Consider the following 16735-nt stretch of genomic DNA (forward strand, 5'->3'; position numbering starts at 1 on the left):
GATGCAGATGGTGAATTTTTTCCACTTAACGATGGTCAAAAAGGAATGTCGTATTACACAAGCGCTTTAGTTACAGCAGTAGATATTTCGTATCATTTTGGAACGCAAGATCCAGGCTTATTAAGTATTGCAGAAAAACAAGATCGTGTCTTATTAGACGATTCTGGTTTAGCAGTAGCCCTTGGTGTTAAAAATGGTAAAGCTGAACCTTTCAATAAAAAATCTATCAATCTTTCTGATGGACCAAAAGGACAACAAGGTGGTGTTGCTATATTGAGAAATGAAGATATTGAATTAGTATTTAAATATGCTGCTCAAGGTTCTAGTCATGGTCATTACGATAAGTTATCGTATTCATTACATGAAAACGGTGAAGAAATTCTTCAAGATTATGGATTATCAAGATTTGTAAATATCGAACAAAAAGGAGGTGGAAATTACCTAAAGGAAAACAAGACTTGGGCAAAACAAACCATTGCACACAATACAGTAACACAAAATGAAACATCTCATTTTAATGCGAAGTACGAAATAGGAAGTCAGCATCACTCGGTACTAAATTATTTCTCTTCGGAAAATGAAAACATTCAAGTAGCAAGTGCAAAAGAAAGTAATGCCTATCCAGGAACAGAAATGTTACGTACAATGGCAATTATAAAAGGCGAAGATTTTGAAAAGCCATATATGTTAGATATCATGAAGGTGACTTCTAATAAAGCAAATAAATATGATTTTCCTTATTACTTCTCAGGACAAGTCATACAAACAAACTTTGATTACACAACACCTAAAACATTAACAACTTTAGGAGATAAAAACGGATACCAACATTTATATGTAGAAGGCACTGCAAAAACTAATACCAAGAATTCTAAATTTTCTTGGTTAAGCAATTACAAGTTTTACACGTTAACAACGGTAACAAATACTAATGATGAATTATTATTCACTAGAATTGGAGCAAACGATCCAGAGTTTAATTTAAGAAGAGATCCGGCTTTAATGTTAAGAAGAAAAAACACTAAAAACACACTGTTTGTTTCTATAATAGAATCGCATGGAAATTACAGTCCAGTTACAGAATCTGCAGTAAACTCAAAAAGTAGTATAAAAGAATTAAAAGTCCTTATAGATACTGAAGCTTATACAGCAATACAGATTACTAATATAAAAGGCAACGTAAAACTGTTTATAACGGCAAATACAAATGCTTCAAAACAAGCAAAGCATAACTTAAAAATTAACGATAAGAATTATGAGTGGTCAGGTTCTTATTATTTCAAATAAAATAATAAAACAAATAATAAACTGAGCGCAGTTCAGGTGCTTATTAAAAAAATAAAATTATGAAAAGAGTTAGTGAAAAATACGTGATTACAAAAGATATGGAATGGGAAGTTCTTGGAGGAGGAGTGTCAAGAAAGTTCTTAGGCTACGATAACCAAATCATGATGGTAAGCGTGAAATTTGATAAAGGAGCCTTAGGTGCACCACATCAACATTTTCATACACAAGCGACTTATTGTGTTTCAGGTAAATTTGAATTTGTAATTGATGGCGAAAAGAAAATTGTAGAAGCAGGAGATGGCGTTTATATAGAGCCTAATTTATTACATAGTGCAGTTTGTTTAGAAGAAGGACAATTAATTGATACATTTAGTCCAGTAAGAGAAGATTTCTTAACTGGAGATGGTCCATCTTATTTTGGAGATAAGTAATAAAAAAGAAACTACTAGCAATTACTAAAGGTTTAAATTGTTTCATTTAATGACAGAGACCTTATCTTATTTAAAACAGCTATTAAAGAATTCATTTTTTTTTAGCACCAGATTTTATTAAATTCATTTAATTTCATATAAAAAATTAAGAAATAGATTGATTTAACAAAATTTTATATATATTTGGTTGACCAGTTTGGTTAACCAATTATAAACTAAACTAAAAAAAGGTAGGTTCAAACCCATCCTTTTTAGAATAAACTTCCTGAGAAGGAAGTAATTTTGCATAAAAAATAATTGTTGTAAAGGTGAAAATTACAATAATTATAATTTTGCATTAAAATTTAATCTAATAACCAATTAAAAACTTAAAGACAGATTATGAATTTCAAAGTAAAATCAGTATTCTTTGTGTTGTTTTTTATGAGCTTTATTTCATTTGCTCAAAATTACATGCTTAAAGGACAAGTGCTTTCAGGTGAAGACAAAATGCCTTTGCCAGGTGTTAATGTTTTAATCGCTGGAGGTACCACAGGAACATCTACAGATTTTGATGGTAACTATCAATTACAAGTCAAAGATGGAGATGTAATACAATTTTCTTCCATAGGTTTTGTTACTCAATTAATTCCAGTAACAGGCCAAGCTAATCAAAACATAGATCTAGTAGTGGATGCAAGTACTCTAGATGAAGTAGTAATAATAGGTTACGGTACACAAAAGAAAAGTTTATTAACAGGTGCTATTTCTAAGGTGACAAATGAAAAATTAGATCAGATAGCAGTATCTAGAGTTGATGAAGCTTTAATAGGTCAAATATCTGGTGTTAGTATTGTAAATTCAGAAGGTGAAGCCGGTGGAGCGCCTACTATTAGAATTCGTGGTGTTGGGTCTATACAATCTAACGCTGGGCCATTAATTGTTGTTGATGGATCTGTTGTGGATTCAGATTTTTTAACAAATATCGACATGAATAACGTTGAGTCTTTTGAGGTTTTAAAAGATGCTGCATCAGCTTCTATCTTTGGGTCTAGAGGAGCTAACGGTGTTATTCAAATTACAACAAAGGAAGGTAAAGAAGGAAAAGCCAAGTTTACATATAACACGTTTACTGGTTTTAAAGAAGGACTTCAAAGTGATGATTATGATATTGATTTTGAAGCAGAACTTCAAAGAGAAAGAGATATTACAGGTGGTCTTTCTTTAGGAAGCCAAATGAGACAGTTAATTAACGCTAACAATAATTGGCAAGATATTGTAATTGATGGTGGTGTTATTCAAAGCCATAGTTTTGGAGTAAGAGGAGGTGGTAAAAAAACAAAATATAATATCAATCTAAGTTATACTAAAGATGAAGGTGTTTTATTAACAGATGAGTTTGAAAGATTTACTGCGCAAGCGAAAGTGAGTTCAGAATTGACAGATAAGCTTAAAGTGGGTGCTAGTTTCTCTCCTTCTTTTACAGGAAGAAGAAGATTTAGTGCTGCTGGGCTTTACGATGTTATACGTCAACCTTCATGGGTGCCTTCACGTTTAGACGATTTTAATATTCAGTTTGTAAACAGAGTTCGTGATGGTGGTGCTTATGCAGATGCTCAAGTTGGAGATTATGTATTACAAAGAATGTTCGATGATTTTCAATTCCCAGCTGGAGCAACAAGTATTTTTGATTCTCAAGGAAATTTTCAAGGACTTCCTGTAAGTAGTGGTACAGATATTAGTAATACAAGTAACATTAATCCTTTAGCTAAATTGTTAGAGCGTGAACGCTTCGAGGATCGCTACAAGTTTTTTGGTAACTTATATGCTAATTATAAATTAAATTCTGACTTTAGTTTTAGAACAGACTTTACTGCAACTTATGAAAATAGAATTAATACAGATTATCAAGGTATTAATGAATCTAGAAATGGAGCATCTGCCGCTAATGCGTCATATGATACTAGAAGTAGATATGGATTAATATCTAATAATGTTTTAAGTTATAATAAAACAATAGATAAGCATGACATAAGTGCTATTGTTGGTGCTTCTTTTGAACATAGATTTTTTGAAGAGTCTCAAATTGAAACTAGTGGATTTACATCAGACGTTATACCAAACGTAGGAGGTGGTTCTATTATTAACTCAGCTACAGCTTTTGATTATCAAAATAATTTAAATGGATTTTTTGCAAGAGCGATATATGCTTACGATAATAAATACTTATTTAACGCAAGTATAAGACGTGATGGTAGTTCTGTTTTTGGAGCTGATACTAAATATGGTGTTTTTCCAGCAGTATCTGCTGGTTGGGTAGTGTCTAACGAGGATTTTCTAGAAGATTCTAACTGGATTAATCAGTTAAAATTGAGAGTAAGTTATGGTGTTACAGGAACAAATGATTTTGCTGGTGGATTCTTAGTTGAAAACTACCCTAGTTTGGCATTATTAAGTGGCTCTAGTGCTGTTGTAGATGGTAGTATTCTACCAGGTTTTAATGCACAAAACATTGCTAATCCAGATTTGCAATGGGAACGATCTGTGGAAATTAATCCAGGACTTGATTTTGGGTTCTTTAACAACGCAGTATCTGGATCTTTAGAATATTATAACAGAACAAGTGACGAGTTGCTTTTAAATACACCTACTGGAGCTCCAACAGGTTTTCAATTTGCATTGCAAAATAGAGGAGAAGTTGAAAATACTGGTTTAGAATTAGAAATGAGATTACGTTTGGTAAGTAACGAAAACTTTAAATGGAAGGCTTCAATTATTGGTTCTCGCAATACTAATACTTTAAAAGATATAGGTGATGCAAATGGGCAAGTAGTTAATACTGGTGATGGAAGTAGATTGGTAGAATGGATCAATTTAGTTGGGCAACCAATTTCATCTTTCTATGGTTATGTGTTTGATAGAGAAATTGCATTCGAAGATTTAAATGATCCGTTTAGACAAGTTGGTAATAAAACTCAGTTTGTTTATGCTAAAGATTTAAATGGAGATGGCTTAATAACTGAAGATGATAAAACAATTTTAGGAGATCCTTTTCCAGATTTAGTATGGAGTTTTGGTAGTCAATTTGAATATAAGAACTTTGATTTTAGCTTTTTACTACAAGGAAGTCATGGTGCTAAAACTTACAATTTAGGAGATCAATATGTTTTTGATTTCTTCAATAGTAATACTGTAGATTTTAATCCAGCAACCGCTCCAGATCAAGAATTTTTGGTTCAACGTATTTTTACAGATGATTTGGTACAAGATGCAGGTTATGTAGCTTTGCGTACAGTTAGTTTAGGTTATAATTTACCTGAATCTGTTACACAGGGATTGAATTTAACAAACGTTAGATTATATGCTACAGGTCAAAACTTGTTTTTTATAACAGCAGACGATTACACTGGATGGAATCCAGAACATCAACGTAATTTAGCTGCTGGTAGTTTAGCTTCAGGTTACCAAAGAGGTGGTACAGCTATACAAAGAACAATAACACTTGGATTAAACATTCAATTTTAACATATAAAATTATTATTATGAAAACAAAATATATTTTTACAGGTCTAATCATGATGCTTTTTTTAGGGTCTTGTGATTTAGATACAATACCAACATCTGCTGTTACAGTAGATAATTTTTTCACTACAGACGAAGAAATAGAAACAGGAATTATAAATATTTATGATGCTTTACAAGGTAGTAATCCATTAGAAGGTAGCTCTGATATATTCGGAAACGGTTTTAATCATGTATTTTTAGGGATACAAATAGAATACCAAATGGGAGAAGTGTTAAGTGATAATGCCAGAACTAAGAGTGGTTCTCCTCAAGGGTTTGATTTTGAAATCTTTAATGTAATGCCACAAACTTTAGCTGTAACTACTTATTATAGAAGTATGTACAGGATTATTTTTAACGCTAATGTAGTATTAGAAAATTTAGAAGATGCATCACAGGAAAATGCTGTAAAATTTGAAGCAGAAGCACGTTTTTTAAGAGCTTATGCTTATTTTAATCTTGTGCGTTATTATGGAGATGTACCATTAGTTAACAGAACAATTGCTCCAGATGAAGTAGGATTAGCGTTTACAAGAGTCCCTCAAAATCAAATTTACGATTTTATTTTAAGTGACTTACAGTTTGCAGAGAACAGTGGTATAGATATCTCTTCAAGAAGTAGAGCTTCAAGAGGTGCTATTCAAACCTTGCTTGCCAAGGTTCATTTAACCTTAGGTAATTATTTAGATGCCCAAGTACTATTAGAATCTGTAATAGCTAGTAATAATTACAGTTTAGAATCAAACTTTTTTGATGTTTTTTATAATGAATCAAATAGCGAAACTGTTTTTTCAATAGAATTTGATGCTACTCAGGTTAATGATAGTCAAGGTTTCTCAGCAGAATTTTTAGATGCTGTAGGTCGTGGTACAGGTACAAATTATGCTACAGATGAATTAGTAGCGGCTTTTGATGCTATTGGTGGAAACAGAGGCCAAGTGAGTTTTAGAGGTGATCCAGGTAATCCAGGTTTATTTCAAACAGCTAAATTTTTACCGATTGAAGATACTAATGTAGGAGACATTCCTGTTCCTTCTAATCCAAGAATCGCAGGAAATGACTTTATTGTAATACGTTACGCAGATGTCTTACTTTTACATGCAGAAGCAATTATGGCTGGAGGCACAGTAACATCATCAATGGATGCTATTACATCGTTTAATTTGGTTAGAGAAAGAGCTGGTACTTCAGCTCCTATTACAGAGCTTACTAAACAAATGCTTATGGACGAAAGAAGAGTAGAATTAGCTTTTGAAAACCATCGTTTTTTAGACCTTAAACGTTTTGGCGTGGCACAAGAAGTATTATCAGCATTTTCTGCTGCTAATAACCATGATTTTCAAGCCTTCGAATTATTACTTCCAATTCCTTCAGCTGAAATATCTATTAGCCAAGGTTTATTAACACAAAATCCAGGATATCCAAATTAAAAAATATAATGTTATGAAAACAATTAATTTTAAAAGACAAATTTTATCAAAAACTAACTTAGTACTTATTTTAGTTTTTACATTAATGACTATTTCATGTGACTATATAGATGATCTTCCAGAAGCGAATTCTATCGCAGATGAAACACCACCAACTGCCTTATTTACTTTTACCAATGGTGAACTAGTAGAAGATTTTACACAAGTAAGTTTTGCAAACCAATCTAGTGATGCTATAAATTACAGTTGGGATTTTGGAGATGGAACTACTTCTAACGAACTTGATCCATCACACGTGTATAGTGGTGAAGGAACTTTTATAGTAACTTTAGTGTCATCTGATGCTTTAAGTCAAACGTCAACGTTTACAGATACTGTAGAATTAATTCAACCTGAAGAACCAGCCGTTCTAGATCCAGTTTTACTTAATGCAGATTTTAACAAACTTCCAAAATTAGGAGCAAGTGATTGTGCTTGTTCAGGATGGGATAATGATGACATCGGTGAACAAGGAGAATCTAGTTCTGGTAATGGAGGTAGTGATAATGTTGTGAAATTTGATAATAATGAACCAGATCACGTATACCAAGAATTTGCCGTTACACCAAACGCAGATTATGCAATACAAATTGTTACATCATTTAAAGGTATAGCTACTCCTCCAGGAAGTTTTCCAGGTAGTATGTTAGAATTAAGAGTTTTATCAGGTGCTGGTTATACAAGTGGTTACACGCCAATTTATTATGATACATCTGCAGAAGTTCCTAATTCAGGTTTTGGTTATTCATCAGTTGCACAAGTTGAAGATGCTGCTAATAACCTTTTAGTTGATGTAATTAGTAATCCTGGTAATGATGATTATAATACTAGTCAGGTATTTATCTTTAACTCTGGTGCTAACGATAGTGTTGCACTTTTTATTAGAGGAATTGGTGGAGATGGAAGTGTTGGAAATTATGGATACAGTAGTGGTGATGAAGAAATACGTGCAGACTCTGTAGTTATAACCGCTATAAACTAAATTTAAAATATCTAAAAGCTGAGATAAATGCGTATAAAAATTAAAATTTTAATCTTATTAATATTTGTTTCAGCTTTTAGTTTTAGTTGTCTAGCACAAAATAATGTTGTTGAGGACAAAATAGAAACTAAAAAGAAAAAAAAGAAGAAGAAGAAAAAATCAAAAAAAGTAAAACTCCCTAAAATAGATTTAAGTCACTGGAAAGTAACATTACCTGTGGTTAATGAAAAAGGTAAACCTTTTGAAATAGATCCTCCAGAAATAAAGGATTTTGCTAAAATGGAGGTTGCTAAGCCATACATGTATATAGATTCAACAAAAGGAGCTATAGTTTTCCATGCTTTGCCTACCAACTCAAAAACAAAAAACACTAAGTATACTAGGTCAGAGTTAAGAGAGCAAATGGTGCCTGGTGAAAACAATGTTAACTGGAAATTTGCAGATGGTGCTTACATGAAAGGTAAGCTTGCAATGGCTGAAGTCACAAAAGATTCAGACGGCAAGTATCATCGTGTTATTATTATGCAAATTCATGGTCGTTTAACTAATGAGCAACGCGATTTAATAGGTGAAGATGACAACAATGCACCACCTATTCTTAAAATTTATTGGGACAAAGGTAAAATAAGAATAAAATCAAAAGTGCTCAAAAATTTAAGCGCCACTCCAGAAGAAATGTTACATGAAGATGCATGGGATAATGATGATGGTTTCAATTTTGAACAAGAAGTAGGCTTTAAAAAGTTTACTTTGGAAGTTAAAATTTCTGATGGAAAAATGGTAATAATCTTAAATAAAACTGAATACAAAGTGTACGAAAGTATCCATATTAAAAAATGGGGCATTTTTGAAAATTATTTTAAAGCTGGAAACTATTTTCAAACAAGAGATGAAGGTGCTTATGCTAAAGTAAGATATTATGAGTTAGAAGTATCTCATTAATAATTAGTTTGATTAGTCTTGAATATATTTATATTTTCTGAATTTTTATAGTCTATTTTTTTTAGATCTATAAAAAGTTAGTTAAATAAAGTGTAATATTGAAAATATAATTACTTTTTTATATATTGAAGTAAAATAACTAGCTAGTCAACCAAATTTATTTATGAAAATAGAAATACTTACAAAATCAGAAAATGTAGATGTTCAAAATGCTATTATTTCTCAAATAGGAAACCTAATAAATAGTAAAAACCTAGAACCTGGAGATAAATTACCTTCAGAGAGAATGCTTTCTGAAAAATTTGATGTATCAAGAAGTAATGTTCGTGAAGCTATTCAAAAATTAGAGTTTTATGGGATATTAAAATCCATTCCTCAAAGTGGAACATTTGTAGCTAATATTGGTGCTACAGCAATGGATGGGATGATAGAAGATATTCTTAGATTAGATGATCCAGATTTTAAATCTTTAGTCGAAACTAGAATTTTACTAGAATTAAAAACGTCTAGATTGGCTGCTTTAAGAAGAACAGATGAAGACCTAAAGCAAATGAAACTAGCTTTAGATGCTTACAGTAAAAAAGCATTAAACGGTGAAGATGCAGTGCAAGAAGATTTATTATTCCATTTGGCAATCGCTAAAGCTAGTGGAAATAGCACAATGAATACTTTTATGCTAATTATCACGCCAGAAATAATTACAAATTTTGAAACACATCATGTTTGTGATAAAAACCTGGCAACACAAGGAATAAAGGAACATCAAGAGATTTACGATGCTATAAAAAATCAAAACCCAACATTAGCAAAAGAAAAAATGAAAGAACACTTTAGTGTGTTGTATCAATATTGCTACAGTATTTAATACATTCTAAATATTAAGATTAATTTAAATTTAAGGTCTTAATCAAAAAGATTAATACTAACTAGAAACTAACTAAATGAAATTAAAAGGACTAAGATGGTGGGTAATAGGCTTAATAGCTTTAGCTGCTGTTATAAATTACATAGACAGACAAGCTTTAGGAGTCTTATGGCCAGATATTGCAGAATCTATGTTTCCTGATATGGATGCAGATGGTCGAAAAGAAGTATATGCATGGATTACAGGGAGTTTTATTTTTTTCTATGCTGGTGGTCAAGCACTATTTGGTAAAATATTTGATTGGGTAGGAACAAGAATAGGATTCGCAATCTCTATTGGAGTATGGTCTGTAGCTACCGCTTTACATGCGTTTGCTGGTGGAGCGTGGACGTTTGCTATTTTTAGATCTATATTAGGTTTAGCAGAAGCTGGTAACTGGCCAGGAGCAGCAAAAGGAAATGCAGAATGGTTTCCTGCAAAGGAGAGAGCATTTGCTCAAGGTTTATTTAACTCAGGTGCTGCTATTGGAGGTATTGTAGCAATTCCAATGATTGCCTTTATGACTATATACTTTAGTTGGCAAATGATATTTGTTATCGTTGGTCTTATTGGTTTGTTATGGTTGTTACCTTGGTTATTAATAGTAAAAGCGCCACCAGAATACCATCCAAATATTACTGAAGATGAAAAAAAATACATATTAAGTGGACAAATCACAAAAGAGGATTCAGTAGAAAATGTTTCCGAATACATTCCAACTACAACTCAGTTATTTAAACATAGAGAAAGTTGGGGAGTTATTTTAGCTTCTGCGGCAATTGATCCTATATGGTGGTTATTTGTAGCATGGATACCAATTTATCTTAATGGAGTTTACGGTATGGATGTTAAAACTATAGGTATTTACGGATGGGTTCCTTACGTAGGAGCAATGTTTGGTGCTTGGTTTGGAGGTCTTTTAGCACAAAATAGAATTAAAGTTGGATGGAATATCAATAAAACTAGAAAGCGTGTAATAACTCTTGGATGTTTAATAATGTTTCCATCTTTCTTTTTACTAATTGATCCAGCTGCTTTTGCGTCTGTATTTAATTCTGTATTTAGTTTCTTAGGTGCTAATATGAATTCTCCAACAGCTGCAGTAATAATAATGGCTATTATCTTATTTGGTTTTCAAACATCTATTGGAAATGTACAAACCTTACCAAGTGATATGTTTAGTAAGAAAACAGTAGGTACTCTATCAGGATTTGCAGGAATGGCTGCCAAATTAGCCGTGTTTGGATTTACAATTTTAGTACCATGGTTAACAAGAGGAGAGAATTATGCTCCAGCATTTTATGTAGGTGCAGGACTTACAGCTGCTGCATTATTTGCTGTTTGGGTATTGATACCTAAAGTGGAAAAAGTAAAGGCAATAAAATAAATTAAAAAAAATATTAAATAATAAAACATTAAAAATGAGTAAAAATAAAGGAAAAGTAGCTATCGTTACAGGAGCAACAGGCGGAATAGGATTTGAAGTTGCCAAACGATTAGGTAATGACGGTTATACTGTAGTTTTAAATGGTATAAATGATGAGGAAGGTGCTGCAAAATTAGCTGAGCTTTCTGGTCTAGGAATGACAGTAGAATACCGTGGTTTTGATGTTACAAGTGAAGAAGCTGTAACTTCTAACATAAAAGCAATTGGAGAAAAATATGGTAGAATAGATGTACTTGTAAATAATGCAGGTGGATTAGGTGGAAGATCTCGTTTCGAAGAAATGACAACAGATTTTTACAGAAAAGTAATGGCATTAAATCTTGATTCGGTATTTTTTGCTTCAAGAGCTGCAATCCCTTTTCTTAAAAGTGGAGAACATCCTTCTATAATTAACTATACATCAAATGCAGGATGGACTGCAGGTGGACCTGGAGCAGGAATTTATGGTACTTCTAAAGCTGGAGTTCATGCAATAACAAGAGCATTAGCTAAAGATTTAGCAGAATATGGTATTAGAGTAAATGCAGTGTCACCTGGAACTATTGATACACCATTTCACGCACAAATTAAATCAACTAAGCCAGAAGTTTTTGCTTCATGGGCTAACAATATAATGTTAGGAAGATTAGGTCAACCAGAAGATGTTGCTGGTGTTATTTCTTTTTTAGCAAGTAAAGATGCAGGTTTTATTACAGCTGAAACTATCCAAATAGGTGGAGGTCAGGCTTTAGGTATATAAATAAAAATATTTTGTAAGGCATCATTATATTGGTTGCTAATTAGTCAAGCGTTAATGCATTTATGTTTTAACGCTTTTTTATTTTGAAGAATCCCTTATTATCAATTCAGCATCAAGAATTTTTTTATTCAAGGTTTGTTTTAAATCCTTAGATTGTACAAGTTCTAAAAACGTTTCAGCAGCAATTTGTCCTATCTGTTCACTGTGTTGATTAACACTTGTAATTGATGGTGTTACTAAGGAAGTAAAGGGCTCATTACCAAAGCCAACTAGTCTAATATCGTCTGGTACAGCAATATTGTTTTCATTTAAAACTTGTAAAGCACCTAGAGCTGCAGCATCACTTGCAACATAAATAGCATCGGGACAATTTTTTAGAGTCAGTAATTTTTTCATTTGTATTCTTCCGTCTTCTAAAGTCAAATTGCTTTCAATAAGTAATTCATCATCATGAGGTAAATTATGCTTTTTTATAGCATCAATATAACCTCTTATTCTATTATTAAAAATGCGAGTACGACGGTAACCTCCAATATGCGCTATGCGTTTACAACCTGCTTCAACAAGGTGTTTAATAATCATATGGCTGCTTTCATAATCATTAATTCCTATGTAATCTACATTTAAATCGTTTTCACCACGATCAAATAAGACTAATGGAATATTATTAGACTTTATTTTTTCAAAATAAGACAAATCTACAGTTTCATTTGCCATAGAAGCGATAATACCATCAACTTGAGTAAATAATAAGGTGTCAATATTTCGACATTCTTTTTCAAAAGACTCGTTGGATTGCGTAATTATAAGGTTATATCCTGCTTTATTTAAAACATCTTCCATGTGTTCAATCACAGAAGAAAAGAAGTTACTATTAGTTCTAGGTACAATAACACCAACAAGATTACTTTTTCCTCTTCTTAATGCACTCGCTAAATGATTGGGTTGGTAGTTTAATTCTTTAGCAACACGTTTAACTTCAAGTTTTGTTTTTTTACTTATTCTAGAATCGTCATGTAATGCTTTAGATACTGCAGCAGCAGAAATATTTAGCACATTGGCAATGTCTTTTATAGTAGTTCTTTTTTTATTCACTTAGTTTTTATATATTTGCTTAAACGTTTAAGCAAAAGTATTGTTTTAGTTTATGAAATCAAAATAAGACTATTTTGATTTTATTTTTACAAATCTGCTTAATCGATTAACCAAACTATAATATAATAATTTTATACAATGAAAAAAGTAGTTACTTTCGGAGAAATCATGTTAAGATTAGCTCCACAACAATTTTTAAGGTTCTCACAAGCATCTAGCTTTGACGTCGTTTACGGCGGTGGAGAGTCTAACGTTGCAGTTTCACTAGCAAACTATGGTGTCCCTGTAGATTTTGTAACACGTTTACCAAAAAATGACATTGGAGCCTGTGCCATGATGGAAATGCGTAAAAGAGGTGTTGGTGTAGATAAAATAATCTATGGTGGAGACCGTTTAGGAATTTACTTTTTAGAAACTGGAGCAGTAAGTAGAGGTAGTAAAGTAGTCTACGATCGTGCTCATTCAGCAATTTCTGAAATTAAATCAGGAATGGTAGATTGGAAAGCGGTATTTAAAGATGTGGCTTGGTTTCACTGGACAGGTATTACACCAGCAATCTCTCAAGGTGCTGCAGATGCGTGTTTAGAAGCTGTAAAAGTTGCAAGTGAAATGGGAGTTACTATTTCTACAGATTTAAATTATAGAGCTAAACTTTGGACTTTTTGTGACGAAGCGCACAGAGAGAAGATAATGACAGAAATAACGTCTTATTGTGATATTATTCTAGGAAACGAAGAAGATGCAGAAAAGCACTTTGGTATCAAACCAGAAGGTTTAGATATTACAACGCAAGGACATGATGTAAAAGCAGGAGCTTTCTTATCTGTTTGTAAGCAAATGATGGAAAAATTTCCAAGAGCTACAAAAGTAATAACAACATTAAGAGGTTCAATTTCTGCTTCGCATAATACTTGGGCAGGTGTTTTATACGACGGTAAAACAATGTTCGAAACACGTCAATACCAAATTACAGATATAGTAGATAGAGTAGGTGGTGGAGATTCATTTATGGGAGGATTAATCTACGGATTGCTTAAATACCCAGAAAACGATCAAAACGCACTAGACTTTGCAGTAGCAGCTTCTTGTTTAAAGCATACAATTAAAGGTGATGCAAACTTAGTAACAGTTGCAGAAGTAGAAAAATTAATGGGTGGAGACGCTTCAGGACGTGTAGCGCGTTAATTAAAAGTGTTTATTTGATTATCTTTTAAGTTGCTTGATTCCATTTAACAGATAAACAAATGCACTAATAAATAAATACACATTTAAAAATGGCAAATTATACAAGAATAGAAGTTGCAGCTGTAATGAAACAAACAGGATTAGTTCCTTTGTTTTATAATGCAGATTTAGAAATTGGTAAACAAGTAATTAAAGCTGTTTACGATGGTGGAGCTCGTTTATTAGAGTTTACGGCAAGAGGAGATTTTGCTCATGAAGTTTTTGGTGAGCTTAATAAATATGTGCTTAAAGAACTACCAGGAATGGTAATGGGTGTTGGTTCTGTAACAGATGCAGCATCAGCTTCAAGATTTATGGCTTTAGGTGCTAACTTTATTGTTACTCCTGTTTTAAGAGAAGATATTGCAATAGTTTGTAACAGACGTAAAGTAATGTGGTCACCTGGTTGCGGTTCTTTAACCGAAATTTGTAGAGCAGAAGAATTAGGATGTGAAGTTGTTAAGCTTTTTCCTGGTGGGATTTATGGACCTGGTTTTGTTAAAGCAATAAAAGGACCACAACCATGGACTAGTATTATGCCAACAGGTGGAGTTTCTCCAACTCGTGAAAATTTAGAAGGCTGGTTTAACGCAGGAGTTACTTGTGTTGGAATGGGTTCTAAATTAATAGCAAAAGGAGCAGATGGAAACTATGATTTAGCAAAAATTAAAGCAGATACTAAAAATGCTTTAGCCATAATAACAGATTTAAGAGCATAACATTTGATATCGCAAGCAATAACAATTAAACAAATATCACATCTTTCGGGATACTCCGTTTCTACTGTGTCTAAAGCTTTAAATAATAAGCAAGATATAAGTTTGCAAACGCGAGAAGTTATTAAAGATATAGCAAAACAGCATAACTATGTACCAAATAGCTATGCTGTTTCCTTGCGTATAAAAAAATCAGTATCTATTGCTGTTGTTTTACCAAAGGTTACTTTAAGTTGCTATAGTCAAGCATTATCTAGTTTGCAAAAAACTGCTGAAAAAGCCAATTACAGAGTACTCTTTTATCAATCTGAAAGTTGTCCTGATAAAGAATTAAACTTTATTAGAAGCTTAAACGACGGTTCTACATCTGGTGTTATTTTAATATCTGAAGGACAACGAAAAGAAGATAGTTTTTTAGGTAGCAACATGCCAATAGAAATACTTTCTATTAGTAAAACACAACCTTTAGAAACTATTCAATTAGATTCTAAAAAGAGTTTTTCAAATCTACTGTCTAAAATTTAGTTATAATTTAGGAGAATTTTAATCTTTAATTAATTCTCACACATCTATAACCCTTCTTTACTAACACTAGTTTTCTTGTCTTAAACAAGCATGTTTTTAAAGATTTCTATTAATAATGGCAACAAATTAATATCGTTTATTAAATTTTAAAATAGAATTAGAATATTTTATATATATTTGGTAAACCAAACTGGTAAACCAATTTATTTTAAATCAGTTACTTACAAAATAATAGGACGTGAGTTTAATTATTAAATTAAATTTGGATAAATAATTTAAAATGAATATTATGAAAAAAACTTTACTTTTATTGACTGCATTTTTGGCTAGCCAAGCAATGTCAGCTCAACTTTACATTAACGAAATTTTAGTAAGTCCTCCAGGCACAGATTCTCAAAGAGAATACATAGAGTTAAGAGGTATTCCAAATGCAATGATTGCAGCAGACACTTATTTGATTCAAATTGAAGGCGATGGAGAATCTAATCCAGGAGATGTAGAGTCTAATGGGGGTTCATCTAATGGATGTACTGTTAATAATGATGGCACAACTGTTTGTCCTCAGGGAGGAATTATAGATTTATCTGGTGTACAATTAGGTTCTAACGGTATTTTATTAATATTAACAACAGGTAATATTTATACTATTGATAGTGCTGCTACTGTTTTAATGGACGTAACCGATGGAGAATTAGAAGATCAATCGCATACATTTTTTCTAGTAAATACAAACGGAAATGGTGCTCCATCTTCTAATGATGATATTGATGGAGATGATGATGGAGAAATAGATGCCGCTTTCACTTCTATATGGACATTTATGGATGGCATATCGTTTGCTGACGACGACGGCGCTCCTTCACCTGAGTTTGCATATGCTGATGTTATTTTTGCTGAGGCTGCTATTGTGCCAACACTTATGAGGCCTGCTTCTGCAACTGTAATATCTACAGCTACACAGTTTGATTATGCTGCAAGAATAGGAAATTCTACAGGTAATCTTATTGAAGATTCTGATAATTCAGACTGGTTAGGTTCAGATGTTCCTAGTAGTGGTAATTATCCTAATTGGCTTGTTGGTTCTAATTCAACATCTGTAAGAGCTGTGCCAGAAAGTTTTGAAGGTTCAGAATTAAATCATATTGGCGCTCCTAACCCGAGTGTTAATACTTTAGGTTTAGTAGAAGTAGATGTTTTAAATAGTTTAAGCATATACCCAAACCCAGCAAACACAATTTTAAATATTAAATCTACAACAGGTCAAACTATTGATAAGGTAGAAGTTTTTAATATTTTAGGAGCTAATGTTTTAACTACAAAAACTTTAACTAATGATGCTATTAATGTTTCAGAAATGGCAAAAGGTGTTTATTTAGTTAAAATAAATTCAGGAGCAAATACTATTACTAAAAAGTTAGTTATTGAATAAAT

The 16735-nt window shown here is 32.3% G+C and carries 14 protein-coding genes; 13 read left to right on the forward strand and 1 reads right to left on the reverse strand.

Going from position 1 to position 16735, the window contains the following annotated elements:
• The 9 genes from Q0C58_RS05750 to Q0C58_RS05790 all read left to right on the forward strand — a co-directional run.
• On the forward strand, positions 1 to 1287 hold a 1287-nt coding region (locus Q0C58_RS05750), incomplete at its 5' end, for a heparinase II/III-family protein (RefSeq protein ID WP_290698713.1).
• A 59-nt stretch (positions 1288 to 1346) separates the two neighbouring features.
• On the forward strand, positions 1347 to 1718 hold the full coding sequence (locus tag Q0C58_RS05755) for a cupin domain-containing protein (RefSeq protein WP_290698716.1): 372 nt from the start codon (positions 1347 to 1349) through the stop codon (positions 1716 to 1718).
• Positions 1719 to 2099: 381 nt separating this feature from the next.
• A complete protein-coding gene (locus Q0C58_RS05760; RefSeq protein ID WP_290698719.1) occupies positions 2100 to 5222 on the forward strand; it encodes a TonB-dependent receptor in 3123 nt (1040 codons plus the stop codon).
• A gap of 17 nt (positions 5223 to 5239) precedes the next feature.
• On the forward strand, positions 5240 to 6691 hold the full coding sequence (locus Q0C58_RS05765; RefSeq protein WP_290698722.1) for a RagB/SusD family nutrient uptake outer membrane protein: 1452 nt from the start codon (positions 5240 to 5242) through the stop codon (positions 6689 to 6691).
• A gap of 13 nt (positions 6692 to 6704) precedes the next feature.
• Positions 6705 to 7712, forward strand: coding sequence for a PKD domain-containing protein (locus Q0C58_RS05770; RefSeq protein ID WP_290698725.1), 1008 nt, complete (start codon positions 6705 to 6707; stop codon positions 7710 to 7712).
• A gap of 27 nt (positions 7713 to 7739) precedes the next feature.
• A complete protein-coding gene (locus tag Q0C58_RS05775; protein ID WP_290698728.1) occupies positions 7740 to 8654 on the forward strand; it encodes a polysaccharide lyase family 7 protein in 915 nt (304 codons plus the stop codon).
• A gap of 163 nt (positions 8655 to 8817) precedes the next feature.
• On the forward strand, positions 8818 to 9519 hold the full coding sequence (locus Q0C58_RS05780; protein WP_290698731.1) for a FadR/GntR family transcriptional regulator: 702 nt from the start codon (positions 8818 to 8820) through the stop codon (positions 9517 to 9519).
• Between the two features lie 76 nt (positions 9520 to 9595).
• On the forward strand, positions 9596 to 10945 hold the full coding sequence (locus tag Q0C58_RS05785) for an MFS transporter (protein WP_290698734.1): 1350 nt from the start codon (positions 9596 to 9598) through the stop codon (positions 10943 to 10945).
• A 34-nt stretch (positions 10946 to 10979) separates the two neighbouring features.
• Positions 10980 to 11744: an SDR family NAD(P)-dependent oxidoreductase gene (locus Q0C58_RS05790; RefSeq protein ID WP_290698737.1), complete on the forward strand. Its 765-nt coding sequence runs from the start codon at positions 10980 to 10982 to the stop codon at positions 11742 to 11744.
• A gap of 78 nt (positions 11745 to 11822) precedes the next feature.
• Here Q0C58_RS05790 and Q0C58_RS05795 read toward each other — a convergent pair whose 3' ends face one another.
• Positions 11823 to 12839 carry a LacI family DNA-binding transcriptional regulator gene (locus Q0C58_RS05795; protein ID WP_290698740.1) on the reverse strand — a complete coding sequence of 339 codons (1017 nt, stop codon included), beginning with the start codon at positions 12837 to 12839 and terminating at the stop codon, positions 11823 to 11825.
• Positions 12840 to 12977: 138 nt separating this feature from the next.
• On the opposite strand from Q0C58_RS05795, the gene Q0C58_RS05800 reads away from it, so the two are divergent.
• The 4 genes from Q0C58_RS05800 to Q0C58_RS05815 all read left to right on the forward strand — a co-directional run bounded on the left by Q0C58_RS05800 (position 12978) and on the right by Q0C58_RS05815 (position 16733).
• Entirely contained in the window at positions 12978 to 14024 is a 1047-nt protein-coding gene (locus Q0C58_RS05800) for a sugar kinase (RefSeq protein ID WP_290698743.1), read from the forward strand.
• An 89-nt stretch (positions 14025 to 14113) separates the two neighbouring features.
• The gene (locus Q0C58_RS05805) at positions 14114 to 14782 is read left to right on the forward strand and encodes a bifunctional 4-hydroxy-2-oxoglutarate aldolase/2-dehydro-3-deoxy-phosphogluconate aldolase (protein WP_290698745.1); all 669 of its coding nucleotides are present in this window, start codon (positions 14114 to 14116) and stop codon (positions 14780 to 14782) included.
• 3 nt (positions 14783 to 14785) lie between these two features.
• Positions 14786 to 15304, forward strand: a complete 519-nt coding sequence (locus Q0C58_RS05810; protein WP_290698748.1) for a LacI family DNA-binding transcriptional regulator — start codon at positions 14786 to 14788, stop codon at positions 15302 to 15304.
• A gap of 289 nt (positions 15305 to 15593) precedes the next feature.
• On the forward strand, positions 15594 to 16733 hold the full coding sequence (locus tag Q0C58_RS05815; protein WP_290698751.1) for a T9SS type A sorting domain-containing protein: 1140 nt from the start codon (positions 15594 to 15596) through the stop codon (positions 16731 to 16733).
• The last annotated feature ends 2 nt before the right edge of the window (positions 16734 to 16735 follow it).

Origin of the sequence: Lacinutrix sp. (assembly GCF_023299985.1) — a bacterium.
Classification (GTDB): domain Bacteria; phylum Bacteroidota; class Bacteroidia; order Flavobacteriales; family Flavobacteriaceae; genus Lacinutrix.

Bases quoted from the DNA above. Each gene is read 5' to 3' on its own strand.
- Q0C58_RS05800 (WP_290698743.1), top strand. From the start codon at position 12,978: ATGAAAAAAGTAGTTACTTTCGGAGAAATCATGTTAAGATTAGCTCCA.
- Q0C58_RS05770 (WP_290698725.1), top strand. From the start codon at position 6,705: ATGAAAACAATTAATTTTAAAAGACAAATTTTATCAAAAACTAACTTA.
- Q0C58_RS05805 (WP_290698745.1), top strand. From the start codon at position 14,114: ATGGCAAATTATACAAGAATAGAAGTTGCAGCTGTAATGAAACAAACA.
- Q0C58_RS05790 (WP_290698737.1), top strand. From the start codon at position 10,980: ATGAGTAAAAATAAAGGAAAAGTAGCTATCGTTACAGGAGCAACAGGC.
- Q0C58_RS05775 (WP_290698728.1), top strand. From the start codon at position 7,740: ATGCGTATAAAAATTAAAATTTTAATCTTATTAATATTTGTTTCAGCT.
- Q0C58_RS05755 (WP_290698716.1), top strand. From the start codon at position 1,347: ATGAAAAGAGTTAGTGAAAAATACGTGATTACAAAAGATATGGAATGG.
- Q0C58_RS05780 (WP_290698731.1), top strand. From the start codon at position 8,818: ATGAAAATAGAAATACTTACAAAATCAGAAAATGTAGATGTTCAAAAT.
- Q0C58_RS05760 (WP_290698719.1), top strand. From the start codon at position 2,100: ATGAATTTCAAAGTAAAATCAGTATTCTTTGTGTTGTTTTTTATGAGC.
- Q0C58_RS05785 (WP_290698734.1), top strand. From the start codon at position 9,596: ATGAAATTAAAAGGACTAAGATGGTGGGTAATAGGCTTAATAGCTTTA.
- Q0C58_RS05765 (WP_290698722.1), top strand. From the start codon at position 5,240: ATGAAAACAAAATATATTTTTACAGGTCTAATCATGATGCTTTTTTTA.
- Q0C58_RS05815 (WP_290698751.1), top strand. From the start codon at position 15,594: ATGAAAAAAACTTTACTTTTATTGACTGCATTTTTGGCTAGCCAAGCA.